The 24037-nt window shown below is 48.5% G+C and carries 31 protein-coding genes; 7 read left to right on the forward strand and 24 right to left on the reverse strand.

All coding sequences use genetic code 11. The features are described from left to right. Positions 1 to 229 precede the first annotated feature (229 nt). The 3 genes from AB9H23_RS06680 (at position 230) to AB9H23_RS06690 (ending at position 2836) form a co-directional block, all read left to right on the forward strand. Positions 230 to 1501 carry a homoserine dehydrogenase gene (locus AB9H23_RS06680; protein WP_370004586.1) on the forward strand — a complete coding sequence of 424 codons (1272 nt, stop codon included), beginning with the start codon at positions 230 to 232 and terminating at the stop codon, positions 1499 to 1501. Between the two features lie 139 nt (positions 1502 to 1640). After that, a complete protein-coding gene (locus AB9H23_RS06685; RefSeq protein ID WP_370004587.1) occupies positions 1641 to 2411 on the forward strand; it encodes a Dna2/Cas4 domain-containing protein in 771 nt (256 codons plus the stop codon). Positions 2412 to 2566: 155 nt separating this feature from the next. Further along, positions 2567 to 2836, forward strand: coding sequence for a hypothetical protein (locus tag AB9H23_RS06690; protein WP_013296411.1), 270 nt, complete (start codon positions 2567 to 2569; stop codon positions 2834 to 2836). 34 nt (positions 2837 to 2870) lie between these two features. Here the strand turns inward: AB9H23_RS06690 and AB9H23_RS06695 are convergent, their stop codons facing one another. From AB9H23_RS06695 to AB9H23_RS06785, 19 genes are all read right to left on the reverse strand, one after another. Next, positions 2871 to 3527 carry a DUF5612 domain-containing protein gene (locus AB9H23_RS06695; RefSeq protein WP_370004588.1) on the reverse strand — a complete coding sequence of 219 codons (657 nt, stop codon included), beginning with the start codon at positions 3525 to 3527 and terminating at the stop codon, positions 2871 to 2873. A gap of 18 nt (positions 3528 to 3545) precedes the next feature. Beyond that, positions 3546 to 3797 (reverse strand): energy-converting hydrogenase B subunit P, encoded by a 252-nt coding sequence (locus AB9H23_RS06700; protein ID WP_370004589.1) that lies wholly within the window; start codon positions 3795 to 3797, stop codon positions 3546 to 3548. Between the two features lie 10 nt (positions 3798 to 3807). After that, positions 3808 to 4797: a respiratory chain complex I subunit 1 family protein gene (locus AB9H23_RS06705; RefSeq protein WP_370004590.1), complete on the reverse strand. Its 990-nt coding sequence runs from the start codon at positions 4795 to 4797 to the stop codon at positions 3808 to 3810. A 5-nt stretch (positions 4798 to 4802) separates the two neighbouring features. After that, positions 4803 to 5933 (reverse strand): nickel-dependent hydrogenase large subunit, encoded by a 1131-nt coding sequence (locus tag AB9H23_RS06710; protein WP_370004591.1) that lies wholly within the window; start codon positions 5931 to 5933, stop codon positions 4803 to 4805. Between the two features lie 18 nt (positions 5934 to 5951). Continuing rightward, on the reverse strand, positions 5952 to 6398 hold the full coding sequence (locus AB9H23_RS06715) for an NADH-quinone oxidoreductase subunit B family protein (RefSeq protein WP_013296416.1): 447 nt from the start codon (positions 6396 to 6398) through the stop codon (positions 5952 to 5954). A 10-nt stretch (positions 6399 to 6408) separates the two neighbouring features. Continuing rightward, a complete protein-coding gene (locus AB9H23_RS06720) occupies positions 6409 to 6918 on the reverse strand; it encodes a 4Fe-4S dicluster domain-containing protein (protein WP_370004592.1) in 510 nt (169 codons plus the stop codon). Between the two features lie 15 nt (positions 6919 to 6933). Next, complete coding sequence (locus tag AB9H23_RS06725) at positions 6934 to 8277, reverse strand: 4Fe-4S binding protein (RefSeq protein ID WP_370004593.1); 1344 nt, start codon at positions 8275 to 8277, stop codon at positions 6934 to 6936. A gap of 21 nt (positions 8278 to 8298) precedes the next feature. Further along, positions 8299 to 8526, reverse strand: coding sequence for an energy-converting hydrogenase B subunit J (locus AB9H23_RS06730; protein WP_321211178.1), 228 nt, complete (start codon positions 8524 to 8526; stop codon positions 8299 to 8301). A 13-nt stretch (positions 8527 to 8539) separates the two neighbouring features. Then, complete coding sequence (locus AB9H23_RS06735) at positions 8540 to 9001, reverse strand: MnhB domain-containing protein (RefSeq protein WP_013296420.1); 462 nt, start codon at positions 8999 to 9001, stop codon at positions 8540 to 8542. Continuing rightward, positions 8998 to 9294 (reverse strand): energy-converting hydrogenase B, subunit H, encoded by a 297-nt coding sequence (locus AB9H23_RS06740; protein ID WP_013296421.1) that lies wholly within the window; start codon positions 9292 to 9294, stop codon positions 8998 to 9000. The genes AB9H23_RS06735 and AB9H23_RS06740 overlap by 4 nt, the downstream gene beginning before the upstream one ends. Next, positions 9287 to 9622 (reverse strand): hypothetical protein, encoded by a 336-nt coding sequence (locus AB9H23_RS06745; RefSeq protein WP_013296422.1) that lies wholly within the window; start codon positions 9620 to 9622, stop codon positions 9287 to 9289. Before AB9H23_RS06745 ends, AB9H23_RS06740 begins: the two co-directional genes overlap by 8 nt. Before the next feature lie 11 nt (positions 9623 to 9633). After that, positions 9634 to 11130, reverse strand: coding sequence for an energy conserving hydrogenase EhbF (ehbF, locus tag AB9H23_RS06750; protein ID WP_370004594.1), 1497 nt, complete (start codon positions 11128 to 11130; stop codon positions 9634 to 9636). A 29-nt stretch (positions 11131 to 11159) separates the two neighbouring features. After that, complete coding sequence (locus AB9H23_RS06755; RefSeq protein ID WP_171770416.1) at positions 11160 to 11519, reverse strand: cation:proton antiporter subunit C; 360 nt, start codon at positions 11517 to 11519, stop codon at positions 11160 to 11162. After that, a complete protein-coding gene (locus tag AB9H23_RS06760) occupies positions 11519 to 11755 on the reverse strand; it encodes a DUF4040 domain-containing protein (RefSeq protein ID WP_013296425.1) in 237 nt (78 codons plus the stop codon). Before AB9H23_RS06760 ends, AB9H23_RS06755 begins: the two co-directional genes overlap by 1 nt. After that, a complete protein-coding gene (locus tag AB9H23_RS06765; protein ID WP_160323501.1) occupies positions 11756 to 12010 on the reverse strand; it encodes a DUF2109 family protein in 255 nt (84 codons plus the stop codon). Positions 12011 to 12024: 14 nt separating this feature from the next. After that, entirely contained in the window at positions 12025 to 12282 is a 258-nt protein-coding gene (locus tag AB9H23_RS06770) for a monovalent cation/H+ antiporter complex subunit F (protein ID WP_370004596.1), read from the reverse strand. A 10-nt stretch (positions 12283 to 12292) separates the two neighbouring features. After that, a complete protein-coding gene (locus AB9H23_RS06775) occupies positions 12293 to 12604 on the reverse strand; it encodes a monovalent cation/H+ antiporter subunit E (RefSeq protein ID WP_321211185.1) in 312 nt (103 codons plus the stop codon). Between the two features lie 103 nt (positions 12605 to 12707). Next, complete coding sequence (locus tag AB9H23_RS06780; RefSeq protein ID WP_370004598.1) at positions 12708 to 13373, reverse strand: metal-dependent hydrolase; 666 nt, start codon at positions 13371 to 13373, stop codon at positions 12708 to 12710. A 40-nt stretch (positions 13374 to 13413) separates the two neighbouring features. Then, entirely contained in the window at positions 13414 to 14145 is a 732-nt protein-coding gene (locus AB9H23_RS06785; protein WP_370004599.1) for a succinylglutamate desuccinylase/aspartoacylase family protein, read from the reverse strand. A gap of 208 nt (positions 14146 to 14353) precedes the next feature. On the opposite strand from AB9H23_RS06785, the gene AB9H23_RS06790 reads away from it, so the two are divergent. Next, the gene (locus AB9H23_RS06790) at positions 14354 to 15538 is read left to right on the forward strand and encodes an argininosuccinate synthase (protein ID WP_370004600.1); all 1185 of its coding nucleotides are present in this window, start codon (positions 14354 to 14356) and stop codon (positions 15536 to 15538) included. Next, positions 15538 to 15807, forward strand: coding sequence for a pro-sigmaK processing inhibitor BofA family protein (locus AB9H23_RS06795; protein ID WP_370004601.1), 270 nt, complete (start codon positions 15538 to 15540; stop codon positions 15805 to 15807). Before AB9H23_RS06790 ends, AB9H23_RS06795 begins: the two co-directional genes overlap by 1 nt. 104 nt (positions 15808 to 15911) lie before the next feature. Here the strand turns inward: AB9H23_RS06795 and AB9H23_RS06800 are convergent, their stop codons facing one another. Then, positions 15912 to 17414: an NAD(P)H-hydrate dehydratase gene (locus tag AB9H23_RS06800; protein ID WP_370004602.1), complete on the reverse strand. Its 1503-nt coding sequence runs from the start codon at positions 17412 to 17414 to the stop codon at positions 15912 to 15914. A 111-nt stretch (positions 17415 to 17525) separates the two neighbouring features. On the opposite strand from AB9H23_RS06800, the gene AB9H23_RS06805 reads away from it, so the two are divergent. After that, the gene (locus AB9H23_RS06805) at positions 17526 to 19454 is read left to right on the forward strand and encodes a 3H domain-containing protein (protein ID WP_370004603.1); all 1929 of its coding nucleotides are present in this window, start codon (positions 17526 to 17528) and stop codon (positions 19452 to 19454) included. 32 nt (positions 19455 to 19486) lie between these two features. On the opposite strand, the gene fhcD is transcribed toward AB9H23_RS06805, so the two are convergent. From fhcD to AB9H23_RS06825, 4 genes are all read right to left on the reverse strand, one after another. Beyond that, complete coding sequence (fhcD, locus tag AB9H23_RS06810) at positions 19487 to 20380, reverse strand: formylmethanofuran--tetrahydromethanopterin N-formyltransferase (protein WP_370004604.1); 894 nt, start codon at positions 20378 to 20380, stop codon at positions 19487 to 19489. A 283-nt stretch (positions 20381 to 20663) separates the two neighbouring features. Next, entirely contained in the window at positions 20664 to 21740 is a 1077-nt protein-coding gene (locus AB9H23_RS06815; RefSeq protein WP_321211193.1) for a PAS domain S-box protein, read from the reverse strand. A gap of 161 nt (positions 21741 to 21901) precedes the next feature. Beyond that, a complete protein-coding gene (locus AB9H23_RS06820) occupies positions 21902 to 22918 on the reverse strand; it encodes a UPF0104 family protein (RefSeq protein WP_321211194.1) in 1017 nt (338 codons plus the stop codon). Between the two features lie 67 nt (positions 22919 to 22985). Then, complete coding sequence (locus tag AB9H23_RS06825) at positions 22986 to 23477, reverse strand: metallophosphoesterase (RefSeq protein WP_370005975.1); 492 nt, start codon at positions 23475 to 23477, stop codon at positions 22986 to 22988. Positions 23478 to 23628: 151 nt separating this feature from the next. Between AB9H23_RS06825 and AB9H23_RS06830 the strand changes: the two genes are divergently transcribed. Continuing rightward, entirely contained in the window at positions 23629 to 23850 is a 222-nt protein-coding gene (locus AB9H23_RS06830) for a TRAM domain-containing protein (RefSeq protein ID WP_013296439.1), read from the forward strand. The last annotated feature ends 187 nt before the right edge of the window (positions 23851 to 24037 follow it).

Below are 24037 nucleotides of genomic sequence, written 5' to 3' on the forward strand. Positions count from 1 at the left end.
CTAAAATATTGGTTAAATGAGCATGTTTTTCGAATGGTGCCACATCTAGCCTTTTCGAATGGTGCCACATCTAGCCCTTTCATCAGGAACAGAAAAACCTATGAAAAGTCCTGATTTTATTGGGAAGCTGAACTATTATTAAACTGAAATGCGATAAATCATCAAAGGTGGATGGTGGAGGAACACCAGTAGATGAAGTTATACTGTTCATTAAATTGGAGGTTTTCATGTGAATGTTGGACTCATAGGATTTGGAACAATCGGGGCCGGGGTTGTGGAGATATTCAACACCAACCATGACCTCATAAGAGAAAAAACTGGAAAGGACCTGAAACTCAAGAGGGTGGTGGACCTTGACATAGAAACTGACCGTGGCGTTGAAATAGACCCTGAGATACTCTCAACAGACGCTGATGATATCCTCAATGACCCGGAAATCGATATCGTGATAGAGCTCATAGGGGGCTATGAACCAGCCAGGAGCTTCATACTGAGGGCGCTGGAAAATGGTAAGCACGTTGTAACAGCCAACAAGGCACTCCTAGCCAGGTACTGGGATGAGATAATGGCCGCTGCAAGGGAGAATGGTGTGAGGATCGCATTCGAGGCCAGTGTGGGTGGGGGCATACCCGTGCTGAGGGCCCTCAACGAGTCCCTTGCAGCCAACCGGATAAAATCCATTTATGGTATAATAAACGGCACAGCCAACTATATCCTCACAAGGATGGCCTCTGAGGGCATGGAATTTGATGATGCCCTCAGGGAGGCCCAGAGGCTCGGTTATGCTGAGAGAGATCCCACATTCGATATTGAGGGTCATGACACCGCCCAGAAGCTAATAATACTGGCTCTACTGGGTTTTGGTGTTTATGTGCCTGAAGAGGACCTCCACGTGGAGGGTATAAGCAAAATAAGGCGTGATGACATTGAATACGCGAATAATGAGCTTGGGTGCAGTGTTAAACTTCTTGCAACGGCCTCTCTGGATGATGGTGAGCTGGAAATGGGTGTCATGCCCTTCCTTGTACCCCATGAACACCTGCTTTCATCTGTAAATGGCGTGTTCAACGGCATATACATCACAGGTGACTTCACCGGCCCTGTGATGTTCTATGGTAAGGGGGCCGGGAGGAGGGCCACTGCAAGTGCAGTTGTTGCAGACTGTATGGACATCGCCCTGAACCCTGAAAGTCCGCTGCAGCCAGGACCCGGTGTCAGGATGGTTGAATCCATAAGGGAGTTCCGAGAAACCAGATCAAGGTACTATATCAGGCTCGATGCAGTTGACAGGCCAGGGGTCCTCCATGAGATAGCCGGGGCCTTCAGCAGGCATGAAATAAGCATTGAATCGGTTACACAGAAGGGTGCACTTGAGGGCAAATCTGTACCCATATACATAGTAACCCATGAGGCGGCAGAGGGTGACATTCAGAGCGCCATCAGGGAGATATCTGAAATCCAGTGGGTTACAGGTGAACCTGTCCGCCTTAAAATACTCTAATTATTTTAAATCTCCTCTTTTTATTTTTCAGGCTTATATATCACGTAAACCCCATGCCATGAGTTCCTTCATCCATGGGGTTTCCACCACCATACTTAATACTTATTAATAAATTAATAATAATATGGTGGTGAATCCTATGTCCATTGCGGTTTCCATGATATCTGAATTCATGTTCTGTCCCATGAAGGTATATCTCCGTGAACTCCTGGGGATCAGTGAGCCGGGTAACAGGTTTGCAATAAGGTTAAGGGATACTTACCTCGATTTCAGGGCAGCTGCTGAGAGCAGAGCCCGAAAGATTGACGAGGATATCAGGATGGATGAACTGGAATCCATCCTCAGGGAGGACCTCGAGGGGATAATAAGGGGCCTTGATGAAACTGAAAGGGATAAGACAATGGACCTCATGCTCTTTGAGGTTGAAGCCATTGCAAACAGGATAATCAGGGCTATGAGCACCCTTGGGCTTTCAGGGGACATGGTGGCCCATGTGCTGTTTCCCCCATTGATCAGGGATTACCCGATAAACGATCCCTCCCTTGAGATCCATGGACGTGTAACCATGGAGCTGGTTGATGGCTCCTACTACCCCCTGAAGATCAAGACCTCCAAACCTCCCTTCAGGGGTGTCTGGCCAGCCGACAGCCTTGAACTCACAGCACATGCGATCCTGGTTGAGAGGGAATTTGAGACAGAGACCATGGTTTCATTCATAGAATACATACTTCCCGGTGAGAGAAGACCCGTCCTGGCAGATTACAGGAGAAGGGAGTACCTCTTCGATATCCTGGATGATATAAGGAGGATAAAGGATGACGGTGAGGTGCCTGAAGTTCAGGTGAAACCCTCTAAATGTGCCAGCTGCGGTCTTGCAGAGACCTGCTCACGGGAGGTTCCGCTAAAATGACTGTATTATAGCGTCACCCGCACACCAATAAATCCACATGAGATCACAATCCGCTGTACAATAATCATCAGAATGTAAAAAAGACCCCGACATTACTGCCCCTAAAATGATTAGAATTAAATAACCGTTAAAACATAATAATTCAAGGTGATGATATGAAGGAGGAGCTTCTTAAAAAGTGTGAGGATATTGACAGCCCGGATGTGATGAGCAGTTGCCGTGTTCTCCTGGAACTGGCTGCCAAGAAGAAGGATGAAATACCCGAAGAGGACCAGACATACCTTGAAATGGCAGAGAACCTCAAGCCATCAGATGTATCAAAGGTCCTTGAACTGGCCCTTAAAATAAGGGAAAGTGGTGATATAAAGGATCCTGAACTCAAAAACGCGGCCAGTAAACTTATAAGGGCTATCGAGATGAGCTGAAGCCCTAACTCTTTTTTACCCTTTATTCGGGTGGCTAGAATTTTTCACCCCTTACCTTTTCGATGTTAAAAACTGCTGTGTCTGCAACCGCCATTACACTCATAACCCCCGCCTGTATGGGGTCTGTCACCACAAGATCCGCAACATCTGTGACGCTCCCTGGCATGTTGAGGCTTATAACGATAATGTCATGTTCACCTTTAACCCTCTCAACGGCCCTTGTGATCTCCCCACCCATTAGTGAACCGGCAAGTACCAGGGCGGCCACCCTTGGGAGCCTCCCAACGGCGCTGACAGCCTCTGCAAGTTCAGCCTCACCCACGAGAGGTATGGTGTCGATGCTTATGCGCTCGCCCCTTATGTTGTGCCTGTCGGCCTCGCTGATGGCACCCATGGCAACCTGGGATACCTGGGCCCCGCCCCCTATTATGATTATCCTCTTACCATAGATCTCCTCGAGTGACCTGTGCACCCTGACATCAACCACGGTTTCCGAGGCTCTGATTTCATCCAGGAGGGACTCCATGTCCTCCACATCCTCAAGTTCCATGTATATGGAGCCATGGCCATCCCTTTCAACGTAAAGGTGGGCGTAGGTGATGTTTATGTTCCTTGAGGCTATCATGCCGGTTATCTCACTGAGAACCCCTGGCCTCTCAACCGTCTTTATACTGAGAGCCGCTGAACTCATTTAAACCACGAAAAAAATTTAATCTGAAGCCTCCAGGAGAGCCTTCTCCCTCCTCCAGAGGCTCAGGTAGTTATCCTCATCCCTTACAGGTATTATTCTGAGGCCCAGTTCCCTGTGTTCTTCTATCCAGTCCTCATCAAACACAGGGACCTCTATCTTGATGTGCTCGTCGGTTGGATTCACGACTATGATGTTCCTGTAGGGGAACTCCAGTTCCACTATGTATCCACCGAGGCTTATCATGTGATGCGGTCTTATAACCATCTTCATGCTATCACCTTCATACAAATGCCACCACCAGTGCCAGGACCCCTATCACCGATGCCGCTGCTGTTACCGGGTAGAACTGCTTGAAAGTGAATACCGGTGCAAATGCACTGAAGACTGCCATGATTATGGGGAATATGACTGCAGCTGCCAGGTTGACGAGTATGCCCCAGCTGAGTATGTTTGGGGGTACCCCGATGAAAAGTACGGAGAACAGACACCCCAGTGTGAACATGAGGAATCCCCTGGTTATGTAGACGAATGCCCTGTACTTTGAAGCGTACTCCATGTATGGCCCCTCTATAACATCGGCCTTGGTCTTGAGTATGGCGAAGGGGTACTCGTTGAGGAGTATCATGTAGCCGATGAAGAATGCCACGGTACCTATAACCCCTGCAAGGGTGAAGAGTACCGGGCCATTGGCTGCCTGGTATGCCACGATGTCCCTAATGGATATGCTTCCAGCCATAACCGCAGGTACGAAGAGTGCGATGTATATGGGGAATGAGCCGAATGCAATCAGCCTGAAAGCCCTCATTGCACTTAGATCCTCAAGGAAGTACCTCTGGACATTGGGGTGTTTGGCCCCCTTTGCAAGGTCAGGGAATGGCATTCTGAGGGACATTACTGACCTTGAGAGTGAACCCATGAAGACGTAGATCACCTCCTCTATCTTGAGGAATCCTACAACCGCCACGAGGCTTGCGAGGGCCCCGAAGGTGTACATGGGGGGTATGAGGAAGAGAAGTATGAGGAGTGCTGATATGAACCCTACAATGGGGAGCGAGTTGTAGAGGCGTGGGAGTGGTGAGCATGGCTCAATGGTCTTCTTGTAGAAGAACTTAAGTGCAGCCATGAGTCCCGGGCTTGAAACAGGGGGGCCTATGCGCTGCTGTATCCTTGCATGGACAAATTTCCTCTCAATACCTGGCAGCCAGAGGCTTACAATCAATCCGAGTAGGACTGTTCCAGTGACAGATATGATTGAATACGATGCGTCCACTTTGATCACCTTTCAGCATTGAGGTCTATTATTTCAATTGCCCTGTCTGTGCATGTGAAGCAGGGGTCGCACTGCACTATACCGAGCTGTGCATCGGTGATGTGATGGCCTATGCAGGCATACTGCATGGCACCAATGTTTGACATTGAGGGTGTCCTTATTATTGAACCCCTCACCCTCCCATCCTCTATTGCATAGGAGTGGTAGAGTCTCCCCCTTGGGGCCTCAACATAACTCTTCACTATCCCTGTATCCTGCATCTCCCAGTTCCTGTCAACAACCCTTCCATCCGGGAGGTCCCTCAGGGCCTGTCTTATTATCTTTATGGATTCAAATATCTCGAGGACCCTCATGAGGAGGTTTGCCCTGACATCTCCACCATCCCGGGTTATGACCTCAAATTCGAATGGGTCATAGCATGGCATTTCAGTCCTTATGTCTAATTCAACACCTGTTGCCCTGAGTGTTGGGCCTGTTACATGTAATCTGAGTGCTTCCTTCCTGCTTATGGGGCAGACCCCTGTTATACGGGACATCACCATTGGATCGGCGGTGAACCTCTCTGCAAAGGCCTCAACCTTCTCCTCTATGAAGTCCATTCCCTCACTTATCCTCTGGATCTTCATCTCATCAAGGTCTGCCCTCGGTCTTATACCACCAATGATGGGTACACCGTACTGTACCCTGTTACCCCCTATGAGCCTCAGAAGTTCCATGACAGTCTCCCTTATGTAGAATAGCCTCATGGAGAATGTTTCATGGCCAAGGACCTCATTTCCATGGGCCAGATAGAGAAGGTGGCTGTGGATTCTTTCAAGTTCCCCAACTATTATCCTTATGTAGGATGCCCTTTCGGGTATCTCCACGCCGAGGCCCTTCTCAGCCACCAGGACTGAATTCCAGAGGTGGACGCCTGAGCAGATCCCGCATACCTTCTCTGTCAGGCTGTTGGCCTTCTCCACAGGAAGACCCTCCATTATCCTTTCAATTCCCCGGTGGTTGACCCCGACGGTTATCTCCGCATCTCTGACTATTTCATCCTCAACAAACAGCCTCACACGGTAGGGTTCTATGGCTGCCGAGTGCACGGTACCCATTGTTATTTCTGTCTCAATTATCTCCCTTTTTCCATCCATTGTAAGCACCCTGATTTATCAATCTGCCTCCAGAAGTTTTGGCAGTGCCGCAACTGCCCCTGCAAGGACATCTTCAGGTCTTACCGCGCATCCAGGGACCTTTGCATCCACAGGTATGACCTTATCCACTGGGCCGCAGATCTCCTCTGAGGGGATGTCCCCATGTATATTCTTGTAGACCCCGCCCATCAGAGCGCAGGCCCCTGCAGCTATAACAGCCTTGGGTTCTGGTATTGCATTGTATATCTCCTTAAGTGGCCCCTCGTTCTGTTTTGTGACCGGACCGGTTACTATTAGTACATCAGCCTCCCTGGGGTTCCATGTCAGGAAGATCTTGTACTGTTCGGCGTCATATTTTGGTGAGAGAACTGCGTTCACTATCTCTATGTCGCAGCCGTTGCATCCCCCGGTGTATACGAGCATTGCATGTACAGCTCTTGCCCTTGAAAATGATTTGAGACCCATAATCCATCACCTACATCTTCCTTGCAGCCTCTGCAAGGGTGTCGGTCCTCTTTATAACGCTTTTATCCGCCAGGAACTGTGATATGAACTTCAGTTTGTCCTCACTTATCTTGATGGGTTTCTGAAGTACGGCTCCGGCGTCAAATTCCGCCTCACCCACATCATTGGGGTGGATGGTCCCTGGTTCCCCGAAGAGGGCGTAGAGTGGGCAGAAGTCATGGCAGTAATAGCAGTGAACACACTTTTCACTGTTGAGGACCGGTATCTGTTTCTTTATGAGGCCCTCTATTATCTCAACCGGTTCATCAAGGTCCTTCATCTCAATGGCCCCTGTTGGGCATGCATTTGAGCATCCAGCACATCCTATACATGATACCTCCGCAACCTTTGGTTCTGGTTCCACTGTGCCCTCAAGGATCCTTTTTCTCAGTTCCATGTCCGTTACCCTGTCTGCTGCAAAGAGTATCCTCTTGAGGTTTGTGTAGGAACCCTCCAGCATTATCCTTAATATGTTCTTCACCTGAGCCACCATCCATTAATCTGATAAACCGAACTCCCTCTCAAAGAGAACCGCCCTTGCAGGGCATATGTTTGAACATGCGCCGCAGTGTATGCATTTATCCTCATTCACCATCATGAGACCGCTTTCATCCCTTGATATTGCATCCTCGGGGCATATATCCAGGCAGAGGCCGCATCCGATGCATAGGCGGGGGTCTATGAGTGTGAAACCGCCTGTTATCCTTCTCTTCTTCATGGTAGTTTTTGGTATGGCGTCTGCGGGGCAGTGGATTCCGCACTTCTCACAGAGTATGCATTTATCGGTGTCCACCTCTATGGAGCCCCTCTTAAGGGTTATGGCATCAACAGGACATATCTCTGAGCAAACACCACAGGATATGCAGTCCTCTGAAACCGAGCCGTCCCATCTCACCGTCTTGAAGTCACGGGCCCTGCTCACATCACACGCCCTGACGCAGCGGCCACAGGATACGCAGTAGCCCCTCAGTTCCCCGTCAACCATCCTCAGGGTTCCGACAGGACATGCGTCTATGCAGGGGGTTTCATCGCAGTCCCTGCAGAGGGATGGGTCGTATCTCAGCTTGCCGTCAACCATTTTCAGGGCGCCCCTTTCACAGGCTCCGGCGCAGAGCCCGCAGTTGAGGCAGGATACTATGCTGCCCTCGCGCTCTGTTTCTGGCCTCCTTATCTTCACCTCAAAGTCATCCACGTATATTGCTCTGCTCGGGCATTCCCTGAGGCATTTGAGGCAGAGTGTGCACTTCTCAGGGTCTATCTCAAGGTCCTCTATTGCCCCCACAGGACAGACATCCTCGCAGACACGGCACTCTGTGCATACTCCCTCATCTGTATCAACGATTATCGCCCCTGTTGGACAGTAGTACTGGCATCTCCTGCAGAGGGTGCATTTCTCAGGGTCTGTGATCACATTTATCCTGGTGGCCTCATGGCTCTGTGGTGTTCTTCTCACCGGTGGTTTCACCGCCAGGTTTAGCGATTCCAGGAAGCGAAGCTGTCTGTCCTCTATGAGGTCAAATGCATCCACCCTGGCACCCAGCGGGCATTTATCCGCACATAGACCACACCTTGCACATATGCCCTTAACGACACCGTCCTCTATCCTTATGCTGTTTACGGGGCACGTCATCTCACAGACACCGCAGGCGTTGCATTTTGCCCTGTCAACCACGTATCCCCCGTATCTGTTCCTGCGTATTGCCTTGTTTGGACAGGCCTCCATGCATGCACCGCAGGTTATGCAGCTGAAGGCCCTCCCATCAATCATCCTTATTGCTTCAGTTGGGCATGCCCTGATGCATTCTCCAAGTCCCTCACATTTTCCTGTTGATATGAACATGATACTAACCCCATGATATTATCAGCGCCCAAGTAAGAGTTTACCCGCCACTATACCTGCTGCTGCCGCTGCAAACCCTGTGGCGATGGGGATATCGGTGTAGTACGGGAATGGGCCGATGTTCCATGCCACCAGGATGAGGACCAGGAGCAGCACAATGTAGGTGGATGCAGGAAACTCATCATCCCTTATTCTGCTTCCAAGTATGAATCCAAGTAGAAACCCGAAGATTATTGGACCTGTAAACATTCCTGATTCCCCACTATTCTGTGACCTCTTCACCCCTGAACTCCATGAAGGTTATTACAATTGCACTGAGCCCCACGAGGACCTTGAGGCCCACAACTATGTTTAGGTAGGGTATTATACCTGCATGCGTCGGGTCCGGGTAGTTGAAGAAGCCGCTGACACTCTGTGATATGCCATAAAGGTCAACTCCCAGGTTGTAAAGGAAGAAACCTGAGAATAACAGGCCGCAGAGTCCCAGTGCAACGTATCCAAGCGCCCCTATGCTTTCCATTGCAGACATGAATTCATGTGAAAACTGGAAGGGGCTCTTTTCGATTCCGTATACGACTGCACAGAATATGAACCCGGCTGCAACCATCGCACCCCCCTGAAAGCCTCCTCCAGGGGTTATGTGGCCCCCGAGCACTGTCAGGATCCCCAGGCACATTATGAATATTGCTGCTGGGAATGCGAATATCTTAAGTATTGTACTCATCTCTCTTTCCCTCCATCATCTCTCCCTATCTGGACCTTACCCCTTCCAAATACCAGAAGGGTTACAAGTACAGCCGTGACAAGTATAAGGGCCTCTCCAAGTGTATCGTAGGCCCTCCAGTCAAACACGACAACCGTCACCATGTTGGGGGCTATCTTTGTTCCGAGGTAATTGTAGATAATGCTTATCCCGGGGTTTATAACCTTGCTAAGGTCAATGATGGCATCAAAGAGTGTTACCCCGAAGAGTCCAAGGGCCACCGTTGCCATGAGCCCCCTGATGGATTCAGACACCTGAACCACCCCAGTAGAATATTGAAACCAGTATTCCGAGAGTCATGAGCGCATAGAATATCATTCTGCTGAACTCATCCCCCTGTTCCCTTCTGAGTCTCACAGAGAGCGGGAACGAGGTCAGGAGGAATACTGCCAGCAGGAGAACCGTGAACACCATGAGGATGAAATTTATCTTCCTCAGCATCACCGCAGCTATCAGGACAGCTGCAGTTACGGTTATCTCTGCTGTGAGTGCTGCTGAGGCCGAAATGTTGCTTACTCCCTTCTCACCATCTTTTTCTGTTAATTCCCTTATCCTGTCTATTACCGTATCATAGAAGCTCATCTCATCCCCTCTCATATTATAAGACCCTGTATCAGTGATGTGAACTGGGATGTTGCAATCCAGGGCGCCAGTCCCAGTGCCGTGCATATGAGAATCAGCACCACAAGTGAGAATACCGTTGACCTGGGGACCGATTCTGATTCCAGTTCCATTCCCTCAGGTTCGGGTCTGAGGTAAACCGAATAGAATGCCCTGAGGAAGGTCATGAAGGTGACTATGCTGAGGAGTATCATCACAACACCCAGCTCAGGGAATCCCGCCTGGATGGATGCCTGTATGAGCATCAGTTTACTCTGGAATACATTGAATGGTGGTACACCCGCCATTATGAATCCTGAAAGCATCACGAGACCTGCAAGGCCGGGTTTATATGCTATGAGGCCCCCTATCCTCTCAGGGTCAGATCTTCCAGTCATGTAGAAGATTGTCCCGAAGCCCAGGAATATGCATGCTGTTATGAGGGCCTCGTTGACAGCCTGAAAGAGACCTGCCGATATGCTGGCTGCGGTTCCAAGGCCAAGGCCTATTCCAATGTACCCCAGTTCACCCACCGCAAGGAAACCTATCATCCTCCTTAGATCTGTCTGCATGAGGGCCATGATTATACCAAGAACCATCCCTGCCAGTGAGAAGAACACCATGGCCCATCTCACAAGCGGCATATGGTAGAACATTCTCAGTATGACCAGTGCAAGGGCTGTGAAGGTGAAGACAGAGAAGGCCTGAAGAAGTGCCGCCCCATGGGGCAATGCCCTGCTGTAGACCGCTGATTTGATGGTGTGGAATGGTGGGAGCCCAGTTCCATAGAGCCACCCGAAGAGTATGAGTGATGATGCAAGCAGGAACAGGGGGCTGCCAGGGTTAACAAGGCCGTTTCTCATTGAAAACACTATATCTGATATGTTAACGTTACCTGTCAGTGCAAGGAGTATGGCCACCCCCAGGAGGAGCATTGGGGCTGCCACTCCACCTATCATCATGTATTTGAGTGCGGTTTCATAGCTGCGCTCCACCCCCGAGCAGAGTATCACACCAACCTGTGCAAGTGCCGCTATCTCAAAGAAGACATAGAGGTTGAATATGTCATCTGTGAGGACTATGGCTGTAACAGCTGCTGTCCCCATAAACATGAGGAATGCGTAGACGCCTGAAGGTTTCCTGACCTCATTGAGGGATGTTAAAACCGCCAGAAACGCCACGATTGATAGTATGAGCAGGAATATCCTCTGGGCACTTCCAAAGAGGTATGTTATCCCTGGGTGAAACGAGTAGAGGTACGATGACTTTACGGAGTCGGGCAGTCCCGATGCAATGGCAGGATTCTCTGATAGTGGGGCGTAGCCCCCAAAGTAATGTGCACCGTACCCTGCAAGGAGGGGTATGATTGGAAGCACGATTGCCACTGCAACAGCCAGTGCCTTCACGGTTCTGTCCCTTCCATGAAGGAGGTTAAGTAGAAGTGCACACAGAATCGGTAAAACCACCATGACCGGTATAAGTGGATTCATAATTTCTCACCTGTTAAACTCCTGATTTTTCACTCTTCCAGCACCTTGGACGCGCTTATGGTGCCGTGCTTATGGTAAAGGATTATTATTATGCCTAGCATCACAGCAAGGGTGCTGGCCCCTATAACTATGCTTGTGAGTACAAGTGCAAAGGGCAGCGGGTAGGATGCGTTCTGTGCAAACCATGTCCCTGACATTCCTGGGAGGTAAATGTAGACTATGCCCCCCGGCCTGTAGCCCAGTGTCACAAGGAAGAGGTTAACGCCGTCGGCTATGAATGAAAGGGCTATAACCTTCTTTATGAGGTTGTCTATGAATATCACGGCCACAGCGCCTATGACCATGAGACTTCCTGCTGTCAGTAGGGATGCCAGCTGTAAAGAGATCATCATTCTTCCTCCATTCTCATTGTCCTGTAAGCAGCAAGTGCAAAGAAGACAGGTATAATTGCGGATCCAACTATCGCCTGTGTAAGTGCAACATCAGGTGCAAGTAGCAGCTGGTAAAGGGCGGCTATCGCAGCCCCGGGGACCCCTGTGAGTATTGCTGCCTTCAGGAGGTCCCTCTGGACCAGTGCAAGCACCGCTCCAAGTATGGCTATGATCATTATCACGTATTCTATCATCTAATCCCCCTCCCCATGGTAGTGGGCGTTTGCTATTGCATGTGAGACGAATGGTGCCAGTATGAAGTATGTTGCGGCCAGGAGTGGTTCTCCAAGGGCAAGGAGTGCCAGTATGCATGCAACATCGGCAATGCCGAGGACGTGGATCCTTGCATACAGGACCCTCTCTATATCGTCCCTGAATCTGAGTATACCTATGGCTGCCAGTATCACGAGTATGGATGAAATGATCAGGATAGCGGACCTTAAAATCATGATGTACACTTCTATCAACCCCTCAGAACCCTCGCAAATGCTATGGTGCCAACTGGCCCCAGAAGAACAAGGGCGTAGGCTATATCACGGCAGAAGCCAACCCCATAGATCCTGTTTATAAGTATGAGTATCGTTGCGGTGGCCAGGCTGAGCGCCGATATACCAACAAGGCCCATCCCTATGCTCTTTCTTGTTGCGATCCTCACCGCTGCAATGGAGAATACTGCCAGTGAAGCCAGGAGAATATATTCTGATATTATCAGCAGATCCATGAAAAACCCCCTATTCAAGCATCCCCCTTATGTAGGGCTCGAATGGTATTATGTCCTCCCTGCTGCGGGGATATATTGCAGCGACCTTCAGGATTCTGTTCTCAGAATCAAGGTCAACCGAAAGTGTTCCTGGTGTAAGGGTTATGCTGTTTGCAAGTATCGTCTGGGACACCGGCCTTGTGAGTTCAGTCTCTATTTCCACTATTACAGGCTCAATGTTTCCATTCAGTGTTCTTACTGCCACGTCAGCTGTTGCCTTAAGTATCTCATATATCAGGACCAGGAAATAGGCGATACCGTACAGAATCCTTGTGATAAACATCTTATAGCTCCCTTCTCTTTAGTACCAGTTCTAATTAACATGATTATTTATGATAATATAAAGTTTTCTATATAAATCGTAATAAAAATGTGATAGTCGTTGATTACGGCAGGAGGAGCACGTAGAGTACCACAAGGGCCCAGAAAATCAGCATAATGATCCCAAAGCCCCTTCTGAAGGTTCTCCCTGAGAAGGGCCTCATGAACCTGACCCCTGATGGTGTGAAGGAATCAAGGACATCATGGCTGATGAAGCCAATGAGGAGGGGCCCCATTATTGTGTAGAGATTCATGGTGGGAAAATCCGTGAGGAAAACCCCAAGAAGAGTCAGAAGTACGAATGGTAATATCATCACCCTGTTAAGGAACATGAACCCCAGAACCATGAGTATGACCACTATTGATGCCTTCCTATCAAGGCCCAGTGACCACAGAAGGAAGAACATAGATAGAACAAATACCGTCAGGCAGGCAGAGATTATGAGAGCCCCCAGAATTGAATGTGTGAATCCCCTGTGCCTTGAAAGGTAGAATATGAGGGCAAGATCCATAAGGGCAATCCCCGCAAGGTAGGGAAGACCCAGGATATAAAATACAAGGAATATCACAAGTCCAAAAAGAAACACCGTTGACACATTCTCTGATTTAACCTCATGGTCCATATCAGGAATCATAGCCCCCAGAAGTGCCAGTGCAACCGGGAAAACCGCCTGGAAAATTGGGGACGCCATTATGATTGAAAAGGCGGCATGTTTCTTATATGAAGACACTGACCCACCCCGCTCTACTGAAGGAACACATCCAAACACCTCATGATAGAATACCCATGTACTTGAGGAAAAGCCTCATCTGCAGGAGCGACCTCCCGTCACTGCCATCCCTGACAACTCCATTCTCAGATAAAACCTCACAGGTTACAGAGGGAATGCCAGCAAGATTGCATTCATCCTCAAGGGCCCCCCTGTAATGGGAAGACGCCCTCTCATAGCATAGAAGTTTTGATGAAGTCCTTGAAGTTATGTAACGGGCTATCTCCATGCTTTCATGTTCAGGTTCCTCTGAACAGAAAACACCCTCAACACCAGGTTTGCTTCCAGGTGCCGTGGAGTGGAAATCTGCAAGGGCATCCACCCCCATCACACATGCCCTCCTGAATATGGAATTTGTAACAGACCCCTCAACGCTGGCTGAGCGGTTCAGATCATGGCCCCTGAACCACCTGCTGTTCTTCATCGTTGCCCATGGGGCTGCAAATGGTATCACATGAACGGTACCCCTGATATCCATGGATAAAAGCTGTTCTGAAATCCTTACAGCCGCTACCTGTGGGGGTATCTCATTGCCATGGACCCCAGCCACTATCATCACCACTGGCCTCCCCCCTCCAAGGGTGAGCATCACTGTACCCTTCCTGGAGTGCTCTGCCAGTTCAAGGGAAAGTTCTGAGCTTAAATGTGGCCGTAGAGCATCATTGAGAGTAACATCACCCCCCGAGCCCTCATGTACAGTTGAAATTTTGATCGAATCCTCCCTCACAAACATCAAGGTCACCACGCACAGAACCATAAACCTAATAGAGTATCAGGGATCCCCAGTGCAGATCTCTCAGTTAACCCGAAGTGGTGATAGCACCTTGACCCATCCATATGGTCTCCGGCTACACCGGGGACAGACTTAATAACACCTAGCCATTATATCTATAATGCCGGTAATAAAAACATGAGCATTTGATTCTTATAAGGTGATTGTTATGGATAAGGTGGTTCTTGCTTTCAGTGGAGGTCTTGACACATCTGTATGTATCAAGCTCCTTGAGGAAAAATATGGTATGGAAGTCATAACAGCCTGTGTGGATGTTGGTCAGCCGCGGGAGGAGGTTGAAAGACCAGCAAGGGTTGCAGAGGAACTCGGAAACTATAAACACCACACAGTGGATGCAAGGGAGGAGTTTGCAGAGAACTACATATTCCCCGCCATAAAGGCAAATGCAGTATACGAGGGCTACCCCCTCAGCACGGCCCTTGCAAGACCCCTAATAGCAGAAAAGATAGTTGAGGTGGCCGAATCCGAGGGCGCATCTGCAATAGCCCATGGATGCACAGGTAAGGGGAACGACCAGTTCCGTTTTGAGGCGGTTATAAGGTCAAGGACGGACCTTGAGGTCATCGCACCCATAAGGGACCTGAACCTCACAAGGACAGAGGAAATGGAATACGCCAGATCCTGCGGCATACCCCTGCCCTCCGATAAGCTCTACAGTATAGACGAAAACCTGTGGGGGCGTGCAATAGAGGGCGACATCCTGGAGGACCCCATGGTGGAACCACCTGAGGACGCATTCCAGTGGACAAGGCCCATCGATAAAACCCCTGAAGAACCAGAGGTGGTCGAGATTGAATTCAGAAAGGGGGTACCCGTTGCACTGAATGGTGATGAGATAAAGCCCCTTGAACTAATAGGCCTTGCAAATGAAATCGCTGGTAAACATGGAATTGGAAGGGTTGACATCATGGAGGACCGTATCATAGGTATGAAGAGCCGGGAGGTCTATGAAACACCCGCAGCCTTCCTCCTCCTGGAGGCCCACCGGGCCCTTGAACAGCTAACACTTACAAGGAGCGAACTTAGATTTGCGGATATAATCAGCAGCACCTATGCTGAACTCGTCTACAGTGGACTCTGGCATGACCCCCTCCGTGAGGACCTTGACATGGCAATAAACCACATGCAGAGGCGTGTAACCGGAATGGTGAGGGTCAAGCTACACCGGGGCAGTATGCGGGTCATAGGCAGAAAGTCACCCTACAGCCTCTACAGTGAGGAGATAGTATCCTTTGAGGACAAGACCCTTGACCAGAGGGAGATGGCAGGAATGGTCAAGAACTACGCCCTCCAGGCAGGGATATACAACAGGGTGTGCAGGAAGGAGAACTGATGGAAGGGTTCTCATTCCTTGTTCTCATTGTGGTTGCCACATTCATAATTGCAGGGGGTCTTGCGTCCCTCAGAATACTTTTTGGTGTTGGAAGGAAGATACTGGCACTTGCAGGAAACATAGTGCTTGGTATTTTTCTTCTTTTTAGTATTAATATGCTGCCATTCGTAAACATCCCCATCAACCTTCTCACAGTCCTTGTGGCTGGTTTTGGTGGGGTGACAGGAGTCGGGATACTCCTCATTGGAAACATCCTAGGGCTGGTCTGAGAATGCCCCCCTATATTCGAATTATTATTTTGACGGCGCAGTGTAAAGGAGGCCCCTTTCAGCCTCCCCTTAAGCTATTAATTCAACTATTACTTTTTGATGGCTCAGAAGCCATAGGTCCGCATATCCATTGCCTCTGGAATAAAATCATGGATATCTGATGCTAAAAATCCTGTTCCATATTTCTCCATTGCCAGTTCCCCTGCCTTACCATTTATGAATGCTGCAAGTGAGGCGGAATCAAATGATGAAAGCCCCATTGCACGTAGACCCGCAGTTAAACCAGCAAGGCAATCCCCTGTACCGCCCACAGTCATCCCCGGGCAGCCCGTCCTGTTGAGGCGGAATCTGTCACCCTGGAATATCATGTCCACATGGCCCTTCAGAAGTACCGTTCCCCTTATCCTTGAGGAAACAGAGCTGAAGGCAGCCACCCGTTCACTGAAATCGGCGTATATCTCGGATCTGAGTTTAAAGAACTCCCTGAATTCACCCATATGTGGAGTGACAGTTAGATCCCTGTAGTCATTGACATGGGAGTAATCAATCAGCCTGAGTGCATCGGCATCGAGTACCAGAGGTTTTCCCATCTCCTGGAGTGCTCCAATAAGTTCTCTGAAAGTTTCTGATGTTGATTGGTGTCTACCAGCCCCACAGCCCACAAGAACAGAATCGGCATTTTCTGCAAGTTCCAGAAGCTCCCCCAGGGACCCTGGCCCTATATATTTACCCTCAAGTTTCCTGACTATTAGATCAGGTGCGATGGATTTGATGGCGCTGGCTGCGCTGCCCGGTGCTGCAACGGTTACAACGTCTGCACCTGCCCTCAGTGCGGAGATGGCTGCGAGTGCAGGGGCCCCTGAGTAGTGATGGCTTCCACCGATAACCAGGACCCTCCCGTTTTCCCCCTTATGACTCTCAGGGCTCCTTGAGGGTATCCTTAGAAGATCTCCCGGACCCACAAATACCTCGGCTGCCCTTGGTATCCCTATTTCCCTCACCACGATTTCCCCTGTGATTGCAGGGTCCGCCTTTTCAAGTCCATCCTTCATCCTGTGAAAAGTCACTGTGAGATCTGCAGATACAGCCACATCATCCACGGTGCCAGTCTCTGGGTTGAGTCCACTCGGTATATCCACAGAAACCTTAAATGCGTCTGAACGGTTTATGAGTTCAATTGCTGACCTTGATGGTTCCCTTATAACCCCCCTGACACCCGTGCCAAGTACTGCATCAACAACCACATCTGCATCCACAGGGAAAAGCTCAGATGAATCACTGACTGCCCTTACACCGAGTATGCCTGGCTCCGGCTGCATGGCCCTGAGAACATCCCAGTTACGCCGTGCCTCCGCTGACCGTATCCTTTCGGGGTGCGTGAGTAGGAGAACCTCAACCTCGAATCCCATGTTAAGGAGATGCCGTGCGGCAACAAACCCATCACCACCATTTCCCCCCGATCCGCAAAATAATACGACCCTTCCTCCATCCGCATAATTCCCTATCTCCTCTGCAACTGCCCTTCCAGCAGTCTCCATAAGGGAAAGTCTTGGAATACCAAGGTACTCCGCATTAATATCGGCTGCTGCCACATCAATCGGCTTCATGACTGTTTCACCATCCTTAGAATTTCAGGGTTAATTCTAGAGCCCCCACTCCAGATAGTCTGAATTTATATTATTGACTGACAGATATTTAACATACAGGTGAGGTTTCCCATGCCACCCAAAAGGAATCTGGTGGAGAATATCCCATACGTTCCCCTATCAGTCATATACTATGCCCTCGCGGCTCTGGCGGCTCTCATAATTTATGGTATACTTGGCTCAATGTACATAATGGGTCTTGACCTCTACAATGCCATCTACTTCACAGTGATCACCATCGCCACTGTGGGTTACGGGGACATAACACCCGTCACGGTATCCCAGAAGATATTCTCTGTTACCCTTGCCCTTGGTGGTGTGGGACTCATAGCCTATGTTCTAAGCTTAACCGTTTCGGTGATCACGATGACACTGCAGGAGACCATATCAGGTGCCCGGATACGGAGGTTAATGCAGTCAATGAACAACCACTTCATTCTCTGTGGTTTTGGCCGTGTTGGATCCGCCGTTTTTAAGGAACTCCAGAAAAGGAATCAGAAGACCATAATAATTGAGAAGGACCGGGAAATAGTGGAGAAGGAACTCTGGGAGGATCCCAACGTACTTGCAATACCTGAAAGCGCCACAGATGAGGACACACTCAGGGCTGCCGGCATAAAGAGGGCCCGTGGGGTTATAATAACAACCGGGGATGATGTTGACAACCTCTTCATAACCCTCACCTGCAGGGAGCTGAATCCAGACATATGGATCGTGACAAGGTCCAGTAAGAGGGAAAACATAAAGAGGCTCTACCGTGCAGGGGCCAACCGTGTGATCTCCCCTGAGATCAGCGGGGGGGAGGACATCTACTTTGCAGCCATGGAGCCCACCATGGTGAAGATAACAGTTAAGCATGACGTTGAGGATATTGGAAGGGAGGCGGAGATAATACTCAAATATGGCTGCACACTGGAGGATATAGAGTACCACCTCCCTGAGTTCAAGGAGCCCCTGGTGAGGAAGATCGGAGTATCCGAGAAAAAGGAACTTGAACGGTTTTTGAATGCCCTCGAGGGTGACCCTGCCAGAAAGAGCTCCCTTACAAGGATCTATGAGTCTGTGAGCGGAATACACTCCCACTGGATATCCGGGCCAGACCGGGAGAGTATAGATAAGGTCATAGATGAACTCAGAGAGGAGGGTATCCTTCTCGGCGTTAACCTCGATGACAATGAGATAAAGGAAGTTGCAAGGAAGCATGGGCGGCTTGTTGAGATAATAATTAAACCTGAGATGAGCATTGTTGAAAACCACGGCGTGGATGACATAAGAAGGGAAGCAGAGATCATAATAAAGAATGGCTGTACAATCGAGGACATAGAGTACTACCTTCCAGGTTTCTCAGAGCCCCTCAGAAGAAATGTAGGTGTTGATTCAATGGAGGACGTCGACCGTTTCATAAAGACCCTCCAGAGTGACTCCCGTAAACTGGAATCCCTTGACAGACTCTACACCCTCTCAGGTGGGGGTATACATACACACAGGATATCGGGCCCAGACTCAAAGAGCCTTGATAGGGTGGAGGCGGAACTCAGGAAGGAGGGTTTCCTTATAGGGGTTAATCTGGACCTCGCTGAGATCAAATCCATAATACAGGAATCAGGAAGGGTTGTTGAGATGCTCCTGAAGCATGATCTGGGTAACATGGACGACAAGGAGACAATTATAAAGAGGGGCGGCCGAATCCTTGACTCAAAGCACTACCTTCCAGGGGTGAGGCAGGTGGTCACAAGGAACCTCAACATAAGGAACATGGATGACCTCCGGAGGTGCCAGGAGGAACTTGAAAAACCAGACGCCAGGAGATCCCTGAAGGCGCTGTACAGCATATCAAGGAATATACACTCACACACCGTCGCTGCAAGTGACGTTAAGGTTATAAAGAAGATTGAGAGGGACCTTGAAAAGAGTGGTGTGCTCCTTGGTGTTAACCTCTCTGAAGATGAGATATGGGATATAGTTGAAAGTGAAATGATGGAGAAGTTCTGCATAGAATAAAAAATGTTCTAATTAAGAATAAAAAATAGAATTTAGAAGAGGTCATGGAGTTTGATCTGGTATGCTCCAAGGTTGCCACCGTAGTTCCCTGCACTTATCTTAATTATGCCTGGGACGGTACATGCGGCCTTTATACCCTCCTTCATTGCCTCCCTTACAGCCTCTTCGTTGACACCGTCTATAACTATCTCATATACCCCGTTGACGTTTTCAGGTATCTCGCTGCCCTCAACCTCATCCTTGAGGGTCACGCACATCTTCTCGTTGGTTGAGGCATTGAGGAACTTGTACTTGTTTGATCCAACCTTTGAGCCTGAAGCCACCACACCACCAGGGAATGGGGTTATGGTGCCTTCAACCGCAGCTATTGCATCCACTGCAGCCTGGGCCGCAAGGAGGGCTGATGCCTGACTGTCACCCATGATGAAGAAGTTTCCGCCTGCAACTCCGTCCTTTATTCCAAATTCGCTTTCAATGAGGAAGTCGCCTGACATTATCGGGATTGAGTGGATTTTCCTTCCATCAATTTCAAGTTCCTTCTCGTAGCCATCCCCAAAGAACTTGAGTTTGAATCCCACGTTGAGCTTCTCGTCCTCGTCATCGAGAGCATCGAACACTGCTGTTGTTGGTGCTGTAAGTATACCCATCCCTATCCTTTCAAGGAGTTCATGGTCCAGGTTCTTCTTTGATGGGTTGCAGATCATTATTATGTATCCAGGCCTTCCATCGGGTGTCTCCTCTGGTGGAACGTAGCAGTCTATACCTGCCTCTGCAGGGCACCCTATAACAGATGTACCGTAACCTGTTGCCTCGGTTGCAGCTATCTTTGCAAGTTTTTTGGTTGCCGCAGTTACAAGAACCCTTGAAACCTTGATACCGAAGGCCTCCGCAAATGTATCCTCTATTTCAACACCATTTATCTCCATAATTATCACCTAGTTGATTTAGTGGAAGAACTGCTAATATATTTTTCTAATTTTGTTTAGGTATTAAGGCCCTTTCAAAAATCAGTTATCTTCTCAGCACCCCAAGAGCACTTTAAATGAATCTAAATGATCTTCTGGAGAATTAAAAGTACTAAACCACTGCCTTAAATGAATCTACAGGATGTTTTACAGAATTAAAAGTGACTTTGAGAAAAACTATCAGTAAACCAGAGTAAAGAAATTGCATGAATTATCCTCATGGAGGTTTAATCCAAGATGTGCTTCATTCACCGTCAGCGGGTTTCAGTACCTTTATCCTGAAACAGGTTCCAGGGGAGAGCCTGTAATCAACCTTTGCCTCTATCTGATTCAGAAGGCTTCTTACAAGCTGCAGACCCAGTGAATCTGCATTCTCAAAGTCCACGTCCTCAGGGAAGCCACGACCATTGTCCCTGACCTCAAGCATGTAGTGATCATCCTTATTCCTGAAAACAGCCCTTATCTTTCCATCCTGTCCCTCGGCAAAGGCGTGTCGGAAGCTGTTGGATAGTAGCTCTGAGAGTATCATCCCAAGGGGCACCGCCAGGTCAAGGCCCATTTCAGCATCCTCAAAGTACATCTCAAGTCTCACATTTCCCGGTTCAGGGGAGTATGTGCTTAAAATCCCTGAAACAATGCTCCTGGCATACCCTGCAAAGTTTATTGACTCAAAGGATCCCTCATGGATAAACTTCTCATAAGCTTTCCTTATTGACCTTAGACGATTCTGGGTATCTCTGAGGAGCTCATAATCATCCCCATCCTTTATATATGGGAACTGGAGATTAACTATGCTTGTGATAAGCTGAAGGTTCCTGTCGATCTGCCTGTAGAGGCCATTTATTGTATTCCTCAGTTCAGAGATCGTTTTACGGAGCTCGGCCACCTCATGAATCTTTTCTGAAGCGTCTCTTGCAGTTACAAGGATAAAATCCTGGCCTGATAGTTCCAGGGGTCTGAAGCTCAGTTCAAGGGGCACATCCCGGCCATCTGAGTCCATGAACTCCATGATGGTTGTGCATGGGCGGGGTTCCTCGGCCAGACGGTCGAGTATTATCCTCAGCCTGGACTTCTGAATGAGGGGAATCGCCCTCAATGTTGGAAGGTACCTTCCCCGCAGATTATCAGGATCATACCCCAGCTTATCAGCGAAGGAATTGCTCAGGTCAAGTATGAAACCATTTATATCCTGTAATATCCAGGGTTCAGAAGATTCCAGGAGGAGGTTGAGGTAATCAGGTGATGAACGTATTTCCTCCACGAGGTTCTCATACATTTTTTCGTCGTGTAACTTATCGGTTAAGAAAACCCTTTCAAGCATGATTATCCCCCTAACCTGCTGCAGCGGTCAATCTATAGATCTGATTATTGACCCATAAATCTTTTTCCAGTGTTGTGTCAGATTTCACAATAACCCTGAAGTTTTACATCAGTTTCCCGGATACTCACCAGAGTAGTCAAATGAGTACTATGCTGACCTCCCTAAAGTTTCTCCATCAGTTTCTCAGATACAGAAGCCCCAAAGTAGGGTAGAGATGCCACACCCATTGCTGAGATCATCCAGAAAGATATGAGTCTCTCAACCACAGTTACGGCTGCGCTGACAGACGGCGATACGCCTGCTGCCGAATAGAAGACTATCATAACCCCATCAACGGCACCAAGGCCTCCTGGAAGGAGCGGTATCATGCCAATGAGTGTTGCCAGAATGAAGACCTCGGCTATCACAATAAGTGAGACGCTTGTGCCAAATGCCTCAAATACAAGGTATACCCTTATGATCTCAAGGATCCAGAGGAGAAATGAAAGTGGTATTCCATACAGCAGCACTCTCCTATCAGCCAGCATTATCCTCATGGTACTCTGAAATTCTCTGAGCGCATTTCTTAACCTTTTTTCAAGTTTTTCATAGTTCTTTCTGTAGAACCTCCTTACAATGCCAAGTATCCAGCCAAGTATCCTCTCACCGGACTCCCTGTCAATGGATATGTAAAGGACCAGGAAGAAGGCCGCGGTTATTATTATAACCGAAACTATAAGTGCGGCCACTATCCATGGTGAAAGTTCAAAGTAGAGGACTATTGCGACTATGGTGAGTATGGCGAGGAAAATAAAGGGGAATGTGTCAAGACCCCTGTCTGCTATCACGGTTGCAAAAGCAGCCTCCATTGAAGCCCTGGAGTATTTTCCAAGTATATATGCCCTTACAGGTTCACCCCCACCCCTTGCGCTCGGTGTGAGGTTATTTATTGCCATTCCCACAAGTAGCATTGGAAAGAGGTGCCTTTTTCTTATGTTTATTGAAACAGCCCCCGTGGTAATGGCCCACCTCACGGTGAAGAGGCCAAGAATTATGAATTCCAGGGCAACCGCCATGATCACATAAAGTGGGTCCGCCTTCCTTAGGGCCTCCTCAATCTCTCCAGGCCCTATGACAGATATCATAACCGCAAGGGCCAGTACCCCTATTGCAATAAGAATTGCGCCTTTGTGTTTCATTTAAACCATCGAGATCCTTTCTCAGATATTATATCATGATTAAGACCTCTCTGTTTCAGAGAGTAAATCAAAGCCTTACAAATTCACAGGAAAGCCTGTCTGTGTCAAAAAGCGCCAGTGTGCTCTCCCCTGAAAGGTAACCGCAGAGTTCACCAGGATTAACCGTTATGGTTTCTGCGCTCACAATGCTCTTCTCATGGGTGTGGCCGGTTACCACAAGGTCATATCTACCACATCCAGCAACACAGTCAAGGATCTGCCTGTTATGGCCATGTATAACCGCTATTTTCAGGCCATCAAATTCCAGTTCCTTAAAGTCAGATAGCTCTGTGAGTTCAGAGTACGCGGCACGCAGCCCATCCCTTTCACCATCATTGTTTCCAAATATGGCCTCAAATCTCATCTCAAGCCTTCCAAATTCCTGTGCAGTGAATGGGGATATTAAATCCCCTGCATGTATAACAAGATCCACAGATTCCCTGTTGAATAAATTGACCGCCTTCCTTATTGAATCAAGGTTATCATGCGAATCAGCCACCAGTCCTATCAAACAAACCACCCGCAAAAGATACAGTGATCTACATACATTTATATACTATGATGTTTAAGTTTATGTATGGGATGCGGTGAGGTCATTATATTATTTCTTACTGTTTCTGGTTGGAAGTAATTATATGATTTTGTGCGTCCCTACTTAAGGATGTGATGAATTGTTTGGAGATAGCTACTACAGGAAGGAAACCTACTCCACACCAGTAAATGTTGGTGAGGAGTATGAAGTTAAAATTGAAGACCTCGGCAGAGATGGCGATGGAATAGCCCGTGTTGAAGGTTTTGTTGTTTTTGTACCTGGTGCAGGTGTCGGAGACGAAGTTAAAATAAGGATAAGTGCAACCAGGCGCAAGTTTGCTTTCGCTGAAGTTGTAGAATAAGCTGGATTGAATTTTATATACGGAGTAGATTATTCTACCCAAAGAACTTTATTTTTTGCTCATTTCCCCCTTGAAGTATTACCCCCTTCTTTATCCATTATTCTAAAAATTTAGAACTTCTATTTTTTGCCTACTCCCCCATTGAAGTATTACCATCTCTTTATCCATTATTCTAAAAATTTATATT

It is taken from the genome of Methanothermobacter sp. KEPCO 2, from assembly GCF_041228365.1.
GTDB lineage: Archaea > Methanobacteriota > Methanobacteria > Methanobacteriales > Methanothermobacteraceae > Methanothermobacter > Methanothermobacter marburgensis.

Coding starts and splice junctions, on each gene's coding strand:
- AB9H23_RS06685 (WP_370004587.1), top strand. CDS start 1,641: ATGTCCATTGCGGTTTCCATGATATCTGAATTCATGTTCTGTCCCATG.
- AB9H23_RS06690 (WP_013296411.1), top strand. CDS start 2,567: ATGAAGGAGGAGCTTCTTAAAAAGTGTGAGGATATTGACAGCCCGGAT.
- AB9H23_RS06695 (WP_370004588.1), bottom strand. CDS start 3,527: ATGAGTTCAGCGGCTCTCAGTATAAAGACGGTTGAGAGGCCAGGGGTT.
- AB9H23_RS06700 (WP_370004589.1), bottom strand. CDS start 3,797: ATGAAGATGGTTATAAGACCGCATCACATGATAAGCCTCGGTGGATAC.
- AB9H23_RS06710 (WP_370004591.1), bottom strand. CDS start 5,933: ATGGATGGAAAAAGGGAGATAATTGAGACAGAAATAACAATGGGTACC.
- AB9H23_RS06715 (WP_013296416.1), bottom strand. CDS start 6,398: ATGGGTCTCAAATCATTTTCAAGGGCAAGAGCTGTACATGCAATGCTC.
- AB9H23_RS06725 (WP_370004593.1), bottom strand. CDS start 8,277: ATGTTCATATCAACAGGAAAATGTGAGGGACTTGGAGAATGCATCAGG.
- AB9H23_RS06730 (WP_321211178.1), bottom strand. CDS start 8,526: ATGTTTACAGGTCCAATAATCTTCGGGTTTCTACTTGGATTCATACTT.
- AB9H23_RS06735 (WP_013296420.1), bottom strand. CDS start 9,001: ATGAGTACAATACTTAAGATATTCGCATTCCCAGCAGCAATATTCATA.
- AB9H23_RS06745 (WP_013296422.1), bottom strand. CDS start 9,622: ATGAGCTTCTATGATACGGTAATAGACAGGATAAGGGAATTAACAGAA.
- ehbF (WP_370004594.1), bottom strand. CDS start 11,130: ATGAATCCACTTATACCGGTCATGGTGGTTTTACCGATTCTGTGTGCA.
- AB9H23_RS06755 (WP_171770416.1), bottom strand. CDS start 11,519: ATGATCTCTTTACAGCTGGCATCCCTACTGACAGCAGGAAGTCTCATG.
- AB9H23_RS06760 (WP_013296425.1), bottom strand. CDS start 11,755: ATGATAGAATACGTGATAATGATCATAGCCATACTTGGAGCGGTGCTT.
- AB9H23_RS06765 (WP_160323501.1), bottom strand. CDS start 12,010: ATGATTTTAAGGTCCGCTATCCTGATCATTTCATCCATACTCGTGATA.
- AB9H23_RS06770 (WP_370004596.1), bottom strand. CDS start 12,282: ATGGATCTGCTGATAATATCAGAATATATTCTCCTGGCTTCACTGGCA.
- AB9H23_RS06775 (WP_321211185.1), bottom strand. CDS start 12,604: ATGTTTATCACAAGGATTCTGTACGGTATCGCCTATTTCCTGGTCCTG.
- AB9H23_RS06785 (WP_370004599.1), bottom strand. CDS start 14,145: ATGTTTGTGAGGGAGGATTCGATCAAAATTTCAACTGTACATGAGGGC.
- AB9H23_RS06790 (WP_370004600.1), top strand. CDS start 14,354: ATGGATAAGGTGGTTCTTGCTTTCAGTGGAGGTCTTGACACATCTGTA.
- AB9H23_RS06795 (WP_370004601.1), top strand. CDS start 15,538: ATGGAAGGGTTCTCATTCCTTGTTCTCATTGTGGTTGCCACATTCATA.
- AB9H23_RS06800 (WP_370004602.1), bottom strand. CDS start 17,414: ATGAAGCCGATTGATGTGGCAGCAGCCGATATTAATGCGGAGTACCTT.
- AB9H23_RS06805 (WP_370004603.1), top strand. CDS start 17,526: ATGCCACCCAAAAGGAATCTGGTGGAGAATATCCCATACGTTCCCCTA.
- fhcD (WP_370004604.1), bottom strand. CDS start 20,380: ATGGAGATAAATGGTGTTGAAATAGAGGATACATTTGCGGAGGCCTTC.
- AB9H23_RS06815 (WP_321211193.1), bottom strand. CDS start 21,740: ATGCTTGAAAGGGTTTTCTTAACCGATAAGTTACACGACGAAAAAATG.
- AB9H23_RS06820 (WP_321211194.1), bottom strand. CDS start 22,918: ATGAAACACAAAGGCGCAATTCTTATTGCAATAGGGGTACTGGCCCTT.